This is a genomic window from Zoogloea sp. (assembly GCF_023150065.1).
Lineage (GTDB): Bacteria > Pseudomonadota > Gammaproteobacteria > Burkholderiales > Rhodocyclaceae > Zoogloea.
Genome location: NZ_JAKLLN010000040.1, coordinates 1 through 11469, shown reverse-complemented (window position 1 = coordinate 11469; position 11469 = coordinate 1). Strand labels below are relative to the sequence as shown.

The 11469-nt window shown below is 61.5% G+C and carries 11 protein-coding genes; 9 read left to right on the top strand and 2 right to left on the bottom strand.

Annotated features, from left to right (window positions below):
* From L6Q67_RS22990 to L6Q67_RS22975, 4 genes are all read left to right on the top strand, one after another.
* A partial coding sequence (locus L6Q67_RS22990) for an FAD-binding protein (protein WP_296575648.1) occupies positions 1-279 on the top strand: 279 nt, incomplete at its 5' end.
* A gap of 14 nt (positions 280-293) precedes the next feature.
* Entirely contained in the window at positions 294-1064 is a 771-nt protein-coding gene (locus tag L6Q67_RS22985) for an enoyl-CoA hydratase (protein WP_296575645.1), read from the top strand.
* A 4-nt stretch (positions 1065-1068) separates the two neighbouring features.
* Positions 1069-2583, top strand: coding sequence for a 3-hydroxyacyl-CoA dehydrogenase (locus tag L6Q67_RS22980; protein WP_296575642.1), 1515 nt, complete (start codon positions 1069-1071; stop codon positions 2581-2583).
* 17 nt (positions 2584-2600) lie between these two features.
* A complete protein-coding gene (locus L6Q67_RS22975; RefSeq protein WP_296575635.1) occupies positions 2601-3824 on the top strand; it encodes a 3-oxoadipyl-CoA thiolase in 1224 nt (407 codons plus the stop codon).
* Between the two features lie 184 nt (positions 3825-4008).
* Here L6Q67_RS22975 and ycaC read toward each other — a convergent pair whose 3' ends face one another.
* Together ycaC and L6Q67_RS22965 are read right to left on the bottom strand one after the other, a co-directional pair.
* The gene (gene ycaC, locus L6Q67_RS22970; RefSeq protein ID WP_296575632.1) at positions 4009-4638 is read right to left on the bottom strand and encodes an isochorismate family cysteine hydrolase YcaC; all 630 of its coding nucleotides are present in this window, start codon (positions 4636-4638) and stop codon (positions 4009-4011) included.
* A 41-nt stretch (positions 4639-4679) separates the two neighbouring features.
* Positions 4680-5546 (bottom strand): pirin family protein, encoded by an 867-nt coding sequence (locus tag L6Q67_RS22965; RefSeq protein ID WP_296575629.1) that lies wholly within the window; start codon positions 5544-5546, stop codon positions 4680-4682.
* Positions 5547-5641: 95 nt separating this feature from the next.
* On the opposite strand from L6Q67_RS22965, the gene L6Q67_RS22960 reads away from it, so the two are divergent.
* From L6Q67_RS22960 to L6Q67_RS22940, 5 genes are all read left to right on the top strand, one after another.
* A complete protein-coding gene (locus L6Q67_RS22960) occupies positions 5642-6535 on the top strand; it encodes a LysR family transcriptional regulator (RefSeq protein ID WP_296575627.1) in 894 nt (297 codons plus the stop codon).
* A complete protein-coding gene (locus L6Q67_RS22955; protein WP_296575624.1) occupies positions 6532-7128 on the top strand; it encodes an ACP phosphodiesterase in 597 nt (198 codons plus the stop codon). Before L6Q67_RS22960 ends, L6Q67_RS22955 begins: the two co-directional genes overlap by 4 nt.
* 723 nt (positions 7129-7851) lie before the next feature.
* On the top strand, positions 7852-9027 hold the full coding sequence (locus tag L6Q67_RS22950; protein ID WP_296575621.1) for a DUF262 domain-containing protein: 1176 nt from the start codon (positions 7852-7854) through the stop codon (positions 9025-9027).
* Complete coding sequence (locus L6Q67_RS22945; protein ID WP_296575618.1) at positions 9020-10117, top strand: DUF3696 domain-containing protein; 1098 nt, start codon at positions 9020-9022, stop codon at positions 10115-10117. The genes L6Q67_RS22950 and L6Q67_RS22945 overlap by 8 nt, the downstream gene beginning before the upstream one ends.
* Before the next feature lie 5 nt (positions 10118-10122).
* Positions 10123-11094 carry a hypothetical protein gene (locus L6Q67_RS22940; RefSeq protein ID WP_296575614.1) on the top strand — a complete coding sequence of 324 codons (972 nt, stop codon included), beginning with the start codon at positions 10123-10125 and terminating at the stop codon, positions 11092-11094.
* Positions 11095-11469 lie beyond the last annotated feature (375 nt).

Genomic DNA, 11469 nt, shown 5'->3' with positions numbered 1-11469 from the left:
GACAAGCTCGCCGCCGCCATGGGCGCCTCCCGTGCCGCGGTGGATGCCGGCTTCGTGCCCAACGACTACCAGGTGGGCCAGACCGGCAAGGTCGTGGCGCCCCAGCTCTACATCGCCGTGGGCATCTCCGGTGCCATCCAGCATCTGGCCGGCATGAAGGACTCCAAGGTGATCGTGGCCATCAACAAGGACCCCGAAGCCCCGATCTTCCAGGTGGCCGACTACGGCCTGGTGGCGGATCTGTTCGAGGCCGTGCCGCAGCTGGTCTCGGCGCTGTGAGCGGCGGAGGCGTCATGGACGAAGTCATCGTCGAGCGGCCGGCCCCGCATGTGGCCGTCGTCCGCCTCAACCGGCCCGAGGCGCGCAATGCCCTCAATCAGGCGGTGCGCACCGGGCTGGCCGAGCAGTTTGCGGCGCTGGGCGCCGATCCGGACGTGCGCGCCATCGTGCTCACCGGCGGCGACAGCATCTTTGCTGCCGGGGCCGATCTGCGTGATCTGGCTGACCGCAGCGCCATCGAGATCATGCTGCGCCAGGCGCACCGACTGTGGCAGGCCATCGCCGCGTGCCCGAAACCGGTGATCGCCGCGGTGAATGGCCTCGCCTGGGGTGGCGGCTGCGAGCTGGCAATGCACGCCGACCTGATCGTGGCGGGCGAAGGTGCGTCCTTCTGCCAGCCGGAGGTGAAGGTGGGCGTGATGCCCGGCGCCGGCGGCACCCAGCGGCTCACCCGCGCGGTGGGCAAGTTCAAGGCCATGAAGCTGGCGCTCACCGGCCTGCCCGTATCGGCCCGCGAGGCCGACGCGATGGGGCTGGTGAGCGAGGTGGTGCCTGACGCCGAGGTGCAGGCCCGGGCGCTGGAGCTGGCCGTGCTGATTGCCAGCCGCCCGCCACTGGCGGTGGCGCAGATCAAGGAGGTGCTGATCGCCGGCGAGGATGCCTCGCTGGAGACCGGCCTGATGCTGGAGCGCAAGGCCTTCCAGCTGCTGTTTGCGAGCCGCGACCAGAAGGAGGGCATGCACGCCTTCCTCGAAAAGCGCGCACCGCAGTTCGTGGGGGCGTGACGCGATGTTCGATCCAGACAACCAGCAGCTTGTGATTGGCGTCGTCGGCGCCGGCCTGATGGGCCGCGGCATCGCCCAGATTGCCGCCCAGGCGGGCATCGACGTGCATCTTTTTGATACCCGCGCCGGTGCCGCCGACGACGCCGTGGCGGCCATCACCGCCACCTTCGATACCTTGCGCGCCAAGGGCCGGCTCGACGCTGCCGCCCGCGACGCGGCGGTGGGGCACCTGCACCCGGCCACCGCACTCGCCGATCTGGCCGGCTGCGCGCTGGTGGTCGAGGCCATCGTCGAGCACCTCGACGCCAAGCGCGGCCTGTTCCGCGACCTGGAAAGCGTGGTGGCGGACGACTGCGTGCTGGCCACCAACACCTCGTCACTGTCGGTCACCGCCATCGCCAGTGCCTGCCGCCTGCCCGGGCGGGTAGGCGGCTTCCATTTCTTCAGCCCGGTCCCGCTGATGAAGGTGGTCGAGGTGATCGACAGCGCCGTGGGCGACGCCCGGGTCGGCGACGCCTTGACGGGCCTTGCCCGGCGCCTCGGCCATCGCCCGGTGCGGGCCAGCGACACGCCGGGCTTTGTGGTCAATCACGCCGGGCGCGGGCTGCTCACCGAAGGGCTGCGGGTGCTCGGCGAAGGCATCGCTCAGCCTGCCGACGTGGATCGCATCCTGCGCGGTGCGGGCTTCCGGATGGGGCCCTTCGAACTGATGGACATGATCGGGCTGGATGTGTCGCACCCGGTGATGGAGTCGATCCACGACCAGTATTACCAGGAGCCACGCTACCGCCCGTCGCCGATCACTCGCCAGCGCCTGGCCGGCGGGCTGCTCGGGCGCAAGAGCGGGCGGGGCTTCTACACCTACACCGACGGCAAGGCCGATACGCCGCCCTCCGCACCGCTGCCGGCGCTGACGTCGACTCCGCTGTGGGTGGATGGCGCCGACCCGGCCCGTCGTGGGGCGCTGCTCGAACGCCTGGCACCGGGCGTCGTGCTCGACGAGGGCGCGCGGCCAGGGCCGGATTCGGCCTGCGTGGTCTTTCCGGTGGGCGGCGACGCCACCGGGGCCGCGCTGGATGCCGGGCTCGACCCGTGTCGCACGCTGGCGGTCGATCCGCTCTTCATGGACGGCCACCTCACACTGATGACCACGCCGGTCACCGCACCGCGCTTTCGCGACGCCGTGTGGGCGGCGCTGGGCCACAGCGGCGCGGCGGTCAGCGTGATTCACGACAGCGCCGGCTGCGTCGCCCAGCGGGTGGTGGCGATGATCGTCAACATCGGCTGCGACATCGCCCAGCAACGCATCGCCACGCCAGCCGACATCGACGCCGCGGTGACGCTGGGCCTGGGCTACCCCCTCGGCCCGCTGGCACTCGGCGATCGCCTGGGCGCCGCCACGGTGCTGGCGATCCTCGATGGCCTCCACGCCTTTTACCGCGACCCGCGCTACCGCCCGAGCCCGTGGCTCGTCCGCCGCGCGCGCCTGGGTGTCTCCCTGCTCACGCCCGAATCCTGACCCAACGAGGACAACTCATGCTCGACGCCTATCTTTACGCCGGCCTCCGCTCGCCCATCGGCCGCCACGCCGGCAGTCTCGCCGCCGTACGCCCCGACGACCTGGCCGCCACCGTGATCCGCGAAGTGGTGGCCCGCAGCGGCTTTGCCCCGGATGCCATCGAGGACGTGGTGCTCGGCTGCACCTGCCAGGCCGGCGAAGACAGCCGCAACGTGGGGCGTCATGCCGCGCTGCTCGCCGGCCTGCCGCCCTCGGTGCCGGGCCAGACGGTCAATCGCCTGTGCGGCAGCGGCCTGGCCGCGGTGCTCGACGTGGCCCGGGCGGTGAGCTGCGGCGAGGGCGATCTTTACGTGGCGGGCGGCGTGGAGAGCATGAGCCGCGCGCCCTTCGCGGTGGCCAAGTCCGAATCCCCTTTCAGCCGGGAGTTCCGGGTTTTCGACACGACCATCGGCGCACGCTTTCCCAATCCGCGCCTGATCGCGCGCTACGACAACCACTCGATGCCCGAGACCGCCGACAACGTGGCGGCCGAGTTCGGCATCGGCCGCGAGGCGTCGGACCACTTTGCCGCCGCGTCCCAGGCCCGTTACGCGGCGGCGTTGGCTGCCGGCTTCTACGCTGGCGAGATCCTGCCCATCGAGGTGCCCACCGGCCGCAAGAGCCCGCCGCGGGTGGTGAGCGCCGACGAGCATCCGCGCCCGGCGAGCGACTTTGCGGCCTTGTCGGCGCTGCGCCCGCTGGCCGAAGGTGGCGTGGTAACGGCCGGCAACGCTTCGGGCATCAACGACGGTGCCGCCGCGTTGCTGATCGGCTCGGCCGCGATCGGCGAGAAAACCGGCGTGAAGCCGTTGGCGCGCATCCTCGCCGGCGCGGTCAGCGGCGTCGAGCCCCGCATCATGGGTGTCGGGCCCGCCTACGCGATCCCCAAGGCGCTGGCGCGGGCCGGGCTGACGCTGGCCGACATGGACGTGATCGAGATCAACGAGGCCTTCGCGCCCCAGGTGCTCGGCTGCCTCAAGCTGCTGGGGCTGGCGGAGAACGATCCCAGGGTCAATCCCAATGGCGGGGCCATCGCCATCGGGCATCCCCTTGGCGCGTCCGGCGCCCGCCTTGTGCTCACCGCTGCGCGCGAACTGGACCGACGCGCCGGCCGCTTCGCGGTGGTGAGTCTGTGCATTGGCGTCGGCCAGGGCGTCGCCCTTGTCCTCGAACGGATCCATCACACACCACACGACCGCTGACCGCCCCCAACTCGGCGCGGGCGAGTCGGGCTAGACTCGAGGTGCCACAGTCCAGACCGCCTCCGAGTGAACTACCTCGCCCACGCCCTCCTCGCCGGCCCCCTCGCCCCACCTCATCCCCCCGGAGTTATCTCGCCCTAACCCTTGGAGTTATCTTGTCCTCCTTCACGCTAACGCGAAGCGCTCACTTGCCGCCCTGCAGCGTCGTGTAGCTGTTGATCAGGTTGCGGTAGTCCGGAATGTGGCTGGCGAACAGCGCCCCCAGGCCCTCCACGTCGTTGCGCCAGTCCCGGTGCAGCTCGCAGGCCACGCCGAACCAGGTCATCAGCTGGGCGCCCGCCGCGGACATGCGCTCCCAGGCGGAATGCCGGGTGAGCTCGTTGAAGGTGCCGGAGGCATCGGTTACCACAAAGACCTCGTAGCCCTCCGCCAGGGCCGACAGGGCCGGGAAGGCCACGCAGACCTCGGTGACGATCCCGGCGATGATCAGCTGCTTCTTGCCCGTGGCCTTGACCGCATTCACGAAGTCCTCGTTGTCCCAGGCGTTGATCTGCCCCGGGCGGGCGATGTAGGGCGCGGCGGGAAAGGCCTCCTTGAGCTCGGTCATCAGGGGACCGTTGGGGCCGGTCTCAAAGCTCGTCGTGAGGATGGTGGGCAGCGCGAAATACCGGGCCAGGTCGGCCAGGGCCAGCACGTTGTTGCGAAACCGGTCCGGGTCGATGTCGCGGACCAGGGACGACAGGCCAGCCTGGTGATCGACCAGCAGCACCGCTGCGTTGTTCTTGTCGAGGCGGTTGTAGGGGGTGTTGCGCATGTTTGCTCTCCTTGTGTGCCGTGCCCGAAGGCACGGTGGGGTCATTGGCCGATTCGTCCAAACCGGCCGGTGTTGAAATCCTTGATCGCCTGGCGGATCTCGTCTTCGCTGTTCATCACGAAGGGGCCGTAGCCGACGATGGGCTCGTTGAGCGGTTCACCGCTCAACAGCAGGGCCACGGTGTCGGCGCTGCTGCTGAAGGCCAGCCCGCTACCGTCCCGCGTCATGACGGCGAGCTCGCCCCCGTGCACGGCCTCACCGTCGTCAAGGCGCAGGCCGCCGCTAAGCACGAAGAGCGCCGTGGTGTGGCCGTCGGGCAGATCGAAGGCCACCCGGTGCCCCGCCTTCAGATGCAGATCCCAGACGTTCATCGGGGTGAAGGTGCGGGCCGGGCCCCGGGTGCCGGCGTACTCCCCGGCGATGATGCGGGCGTGGCCGGCACCCTCGGGCAGCGCTACCTCGGGGATCTGCGCGGCGGTGATGCCTTGGTAGCCGGGGGCCGCCATCTTGGCCCGGGCAGGCAGATTGACCCACAGCTGCAGCATCTCGAACTCGCCGCCCTCGCGGGCAAACTCCGGGCTGTGGAACTCCTCGTGGATCAGGCCCGAGGCGGCGGTCATCCACTGCACGTCACCGGGGCCGATGGTGCCCCCGCCCCCCGACGAGTCCCGATGGGACACCCCGCCCGCATGGACGATGGTCACCGTCTCGAAACCCCGGTGCGGATGCGCCCCGACCCCGAGCCGCTGCCCGGTTGGCGGGAATTCGGCCGGGCCGGCGTGGTCCAGCAACAGGAAGGGCGAAAGCTCGGCAGCGATGTCCCCGTAAGAAAAGATGCTCTTCACCGGGAAGCCGTCGCCAACCCAGTGACTGCCATTGCTGCGCTTGATGAATGCCAGCTTCTTCATGATTGCTCTCCGTGGGTGGATGAGCTCACTTTAGACAGCAGACAGGATTCGCAGTAGATGGTTAAATCCAAAAACACTTTCCAATCGAGTGAACAATGGACTTCAATCAGGCCGCGGTCTTTGTCAAAGTCGTGCAGGAAGGCAGCTTCAGCGCCGCCGCCCGCCTGCTGGGGCTGCCCACCTCCACGGTGAGCAACCGGGTGGCGAGCCTGGAGAAACGCCTGGGCATCACCCTGCTGCAGCGGACCACCCGGCGCCTGCACCTCACCGATCCCGGGGCGCTGTATTTCGAGCACGCGGCCGCGGGGCTGGGCTTCCTCCTCGATGCCGAGGCGGCGGTGAGCCAGTCCCTGGGCGAGCCCACAGGCGTACTGCGGGTCAGCGCCCCGCCCGACCTGGGGGACCGCATCCTGGCCGGGATCATCGGACGGATACGGGCCCGGCACCCGGCCCTGCGCATCGACCTGGCGCTGACCAGCCGCTACGTGGATCTGGTGGCCGAAGGGGTCGACGTGGCGATCCGCACCGGCAGCCTCAAGGATTCATCGCTGATCGCCCGGCGCGCCGGCATTGCCCGCTGGGTGCCCTTTGCCAGCCCCGCCTACCTGCAGTCGGCGCCGCCCCTCGCCACCCCCGACGACCTGCGGCAGCACCGCTGCATCCAGTTCACCTCCATCGGCAAGGAAGCGTGGACGCTGAGCAACGCGCAGGGCAGCCAGGTGGTGCCGATGCCCGGCGAGATCATGGTCAATGACATCGGCGTGCTGCGCGCCATGGCCCTGGCCGGCGACGGCGTGGTGCTGCTACCCCTCTACCTGTGCCGTGCCGAGTGCACTCAGGGCGAGCTCACGCAAGTGCTGAGCGGCTGGCACGCCAAGGCCGATCCGATTCACATCGTTTACCCGCGCCAGCGCTTCATCCCGCCCAAGCTGCGCGCCTTTGTCGATCTCGCCAGCGCCGAGCTCCACGACTGGCTCGAAGCCCCATGAACTACCTCGCCCACGCCCTCCTCGCCGGCCCCCTCGCCACCGACCGTGTCGGCGGCGTGGCGGGCGACTTCGTGAAAGGCCTGCTGCAGCCCCGCCCCGGCGGGCTGGACCCGGCCCTGGTGGCGGGGGTCAGGCTGCACCGGCGCATCGACAGCTTCGCCGACACCCACCCGGCCTTCCGGCACAGCCGGGCGCGGGTGAGCGAAGCGCGACGACGCTTTGGCGGGGTGCTGGTGGACATGTTCTACGACCACTTCCTGGCGGTGCACTGGCAGCGCTTCAGCGCGGAGCCTCTGGACGACTTCACCGCCGACACCTACCGCCTTATCGCCGCCCGCCTCGACAGCCTTCCCGCGCCCTTCACGCCGGTCTTTGCACGCATGGCCGCCCATGACTGGCTGGGGAGCTACCGGGACACCGCCAACGTGGCCCTGGCCCTAGACCGCATGGCCCTCCACCGGGCCCGCCAACCCAACCCCCTGGCCGGCGCCGGAGACGAGCTGCTGGCGGACTACCCGGGGTTTGAGGCGGATTTTCTGGCTTTCTTTCCGGATGCGCTGGCATTTGCGGAAGCGGCGCGCGGCGCCCGATGACGGGAGTGGAGACGGTTCTGTGTGTGGGGATTGAGGGCTGGGAGGCGTGGGAGAGGGGCTGGTGTTCGGCTTTTTCTGACCTTGGGCCTCTGGCACGTATCAGGCGGCAATGTGCCTCTTACCTGCTGTTTAGCTTCTCATGGCGGTCGATTGCTACTGCCGTCATCGACCTAGGACGTAACTCGACTCACATCTGCCTTTCGCCGCTCCACAGCTCCGACGGCAGGTCGTTCTCAATGAATCGAGCAGGCATATTCAATTGAATGACATAATTTTATCTAGTTCCTATGCTATCGGTAACGATGTCCCGTCTTCCAGTGGGTGGTGAGCTAGCAACTCGGCGCTTGGTGTTTTGGTGTCTCTCATACACAATCCATCGTCTAGCAGGGTGATGCAAAAGTAGAAATTCGGTCCCGGAAAAGTATGACGACCTCTCAGAACGGCCTGTATGCCATTTTTTTCGGGGCGGCAGGGGTGAAGAGACCCCTGAAAACATCGTTTATGACGGTGAAAAATAGTTTTGCATCACCCTGCTAGAGGGTTGCAATCTGAAGACGATATCTACGCCGTAACGGACAATGTCAGCCCTAGGATACGACTGCGGCAGCCAAAGAAAAGAGCGCTTGGTTTCGGTGTGACCTTTTCATCCACTTTTGGGGCCGCTTGGCATGGCATCAGCCCCGGCTTCGAGGTATTTAGATTTTCTGTTTACGGGAGTTGCACTTGATTATCAAGCTTCCTAAGACCGGTTCCCAACCGCTCGAGTTGCTAGAGGAATTGACATCAGACCAGCGAGGAGCTGGTGTCGAGGTTGAGCTCGTAACAATCAACTCGCTTGAAATAAAAGATCCCTTTGATCCGGAAAAGATTGACGTCAAGACAAAGCCAATGACGGTCGGTCTCATCATGGAGAGGGTACGTGGCGGCGATGAAGAAATAGATCTAATGCCTGATTTTCAAAGACGTGCGGGCATTTGGGATGGAACCAGAAAATCTCGCCTTATTGAATCGCTTCTTCTTCGTATTCCTTTGCCTGTTTTTTACGTCGCCGCCGACCAAGATGATCGATGGTCGGTCGTCGACGGCCTTCAACGAATTACTACATTAAAAGAATTTATTCACGATAAAACTTTGGCATTGCAAGGGCTGGAGTTTCTCCATCATCTTAATGGGAATGGATTTGATGATCTCAGCCGCCAAATGCAAAGACGCATTCAGGAGTCCGAGATTACAGTGCATGTAATTCAGCCGGGAACTCCGCCGACAGTGATGTTTAATATTTTTAAACGAATCAATACGGGGGGGCTCCCACTTTCTTCACAAGAAATAAGGCATGCTATAAAGCAAGGAGCCGCAACAAAACTTTTAAAGAAATTGGCTGAGTCACCAGAATTCAAGCAGGCGACCTTCAATTCCATCAAAGATGAACGCATGGCCGACAGGGAATGCGTACTACGCTTTTGTGCTTTCTATATTACGCCACCGGCGCGATATGCGACAGGTGACCTCGATGCGTTGCTGATTCAAACGATGGATCAGATTAATAACTGGTCGACATACAAGATAGCGGAGCTCGAAAAGGCCTTTAAGTGGGCTATGAAAGCTGCGCATCTTATTTTGGGTAGAGCCGCTTTCCGGAAATATTATGGAAAATCTTTCAGGTTGAGCCCAATTAATAAGGCGTTATTTGAAGTGTGGGCGGTTTGTCTGTCAAAGCTGTCTCCTCAGGAAGTTAACTATCTGATTGATAAAAAAAGTCTGGTTCTGCAGAATTTTTCAAAGTTGATGAAGGATTATGACTTTGTTGCGTCGATTTCGACGGCGACTGGAACTGTCACGAACGTTAGGCGGCGCTTTAAAGAAATCGAAGAGCTGATAAATGGAGCCCTAGATGCTTAAGAAACTACACCTTGAGAATTTCAAGGGGTTTGATGTTGTTGATGTTCCCTTTAGATCCGTCAATTTACTAACCGGTCTTAATAGTTCGGGAAAAAGCTCTGTTATTCAGGCTTTATTGCTTCTAAAGCAGATAGATTATCAGCGTGATCCGAGTACTGATCATGTTGAATTATTCTCCAATGGCGACTACGTGTCGCAAGGTAGTGGTCGCGAACTGCTTTATGAGTTTGCCGACAAAGACGAAATTGTTATTTCTTGCGATAGTGAAATCGGCTTGAGCGAGTGGAGGTTCAAATACAACGCCAAGACTAATCGGTTAATTACCGAGAATGTCTATGAACGCAGTTGTCTTGCAATCCTTTCTGAGCTGCCCTTATCATATCTTAGTGCTGAGCGGTGGGGGCCTCGTCTCACCTATCCCTATGAGGATGCAGAGCAGACTGGGTTAGGTATTTGTGGTGAGTATGCGATACGTTATTTGATCGACCATGCCGAAGATCCTGTTGAAAATGAGCAGGCACGGCACCCGACTGCTAAGGGTGTAGGGCTTCTATACCAAGTTCAAGCATGGCTTGGTGAGCTAAGCCCTGGCGTCCGAATTGACGCTAAACCTTTGCGCGAGGCTGGGGTGTCAGTGGTTGGTTTTGGCTTTGAGCAGAAAGGTGACGTCGGATCTCGTTACTATCGGCCAACGCATGTGGGATTTGGGCTAACTTATTCTCTGCCTCTGCTTGTGGCCTTGCTGTCCGCGAAGCCCGGCACAGTGCTTCTATTGGAAAACCCAGAGGCACATTTGCATCCCCGCGCACAGACAAAGTTGGCTAGGCTAATTGCCTTGGTAGGAAAGTATGTACAAGTAATAGTTGAAACCCATAGTGATCACGTCATGAATGGACTTCGCGTTGAAGTGAAGAACGGTACGCTTACCCCGGCGGACATCTATTTTCATTATTTCTTGCGTGATGGTGTTACATCGCGCCGGGAAACGCCAGAGATCGACAGCAATGGTCGGTTATCTTCTTGGCCTGACGGATTCTTTGATGAGTACGAAAAATCGCTTGCAGCGCTTATTCGTAAGCCCAGGGGGTAAGAGCAGTGGCGCTGCAAGATATCGTATTTAACGATGCTTCTCTTATACACCTACCGGTTCCCAATCCGACAGTCGCTCAGCAGGTGTTTGATGAGTTCATCGCTACCCTCGGTGCGTTGGTTGACGAGAATATCTGTCGCTCAGTTCTCCGTTCTCATGTGTGCTTTCAAGATGTCATCATTCCAACAACAACTGGAGAGCAGTGGAAGGTAGAGGATTGGCTAATTGATCCTGGAGTAGATAGAGAGCTACGCTTATTTGCTCTTGGCCTTGATACGAAAGTGCCAATTGAAAAAGGGCTGGTGTTGGAGTCGGAGATTGAAGAGGCCCTAATAGAGCTTGAGTATCGTGCAGGGAAAGCTTCAGGACCAATCTGTTATGCGGGAGGCCTTGCGATTCACGCTGGCGGAGTGCTTGTCAGCATTCCGACCGATGGAATTTGGGATGTTCATCAGTTGACGATGCTTGCCTGTCGGGGAACAACTGTTCTGCAGGCCGAGGATGTTGATCACGCGAGTCGCGAAGTGCACGTTTGTCATCTTCGTGAAGCGATAAATGCTCGTCATTTTACGTCAGTTGCTACAGCCGCTGAGTTTTCCGCAAGCAAATCGATTATTTTTCCAAATCTTCGCTTTTCTCCTGATGTTGATGATCAGGTGCGTCGGATCGAGTCGGTTTATTTGATAAATGCGCTGAAAAAACTGGCGAAGATGAATGAAACGGCTGTCCGTTGGGCCGAATTGAAATGTGTTGAACCAGAATATAGTTTCCAATGGCATAGGGAGAGTGAGCCAACAATGGACGCCTATGGTAAGGAGCGTGAATTTCGTATGCCGGATGGTGGCTCAGCTGCATTTGAAAATCATGTCTATTTCTCTGGCCGACACCGTATTCATTTCATTGAAGATCGTGCAAGTCGAGACTTTATTATCGGCTATATTGGCGACCATTTGCCAACAGTGAAATATCCGCACTGACTCGCACGCCAAAACTACACCGACTTCCCACTTTTTTCTTTTTTTGCGATGTAAAAAAGCCCGAACCACTTGGTTCGGGTTTTTCAGGTGTTTCTGGTGATGGGCAGAATCGAACTGCCGACCTATGGGTTATGACCTCATCAGCCTAAAATCACTAGCAGGTTGATGCAAAACCCAGTGAACGATCCCGCCACCCGTCTGTCCTAGCCGTATCCCCGAACCCCAAGCAGAACAACGATGCGCGGCGAAGTCGATCCCCAGTCCTCAATGTTTCACTATTTCTCGGTCGAGTCCCGGATGTATTGACCCAGTGAAATCCTGCTCAGGTGTTAACCTTGAAAGGAATGACACATGAGCACGGCCATGGAAGACGAA

Bases quoted from the DNA above. Each gene is read 5' to 3' on its own strand.
- L6Q67_RS22985 (WP_296575645.1), top strand. From the start codon at position 294: ATGGACGAAGTCATCGTCGAGCGGCCGGCCCCGCATGTGGCCGTCGTC.
- ycaC (WP_296575632.1), bottom strand. From the start codon at position 4,638: ATGCGCAACACCCCCTACAACCGCCTCGACAAGAACAACGCAGCGGTG.
- L6Q67_RS22965 (WP_296575629.1), bottom strand. From the start codon at position 5,546: ATGAAGAAGCTGGCATTCATCAAGCGCAGCAATGGCAGTCACTGGGTT.
- L6Q67_RS22960 (WP_296575627.1), top strand. From the start codon at position 5,642: ATGGACTTCAATCAGGCCGCGGTCTTTGTCAAAGTCGTGCAGGAAGGC.
- L6Q67_RS22955 (WP_296575624.1), top strand. From the start codon at position 6,532: ATGAACTACCTCGCCCACGCCCTCCTCGCCGGCCCCCTCGCCACCGAC.
- L6Q67_RS22980 (WP_296575642.1), top strand. From the start codon at position 1,069: ATGTTCGATCCAGACAACCAGCAGCTTGTGATTGGCGTCGTCGGCGCC.
- L6Q67_RS22975 (WP_296575635.1), top strand. From the start codon at position 2,601: ATGCTCGACGCCTATCTTTACGCCGGCCTCCGCTCGCCCATCGGCCGC.
- L6Q67_RS22945 (WP_296575618.1), top strand. From the start codon at position 9,020: ATGCTTAAGAAACTACACCTTGAGAATTTCAAGGGGTTTGATGTTGTT.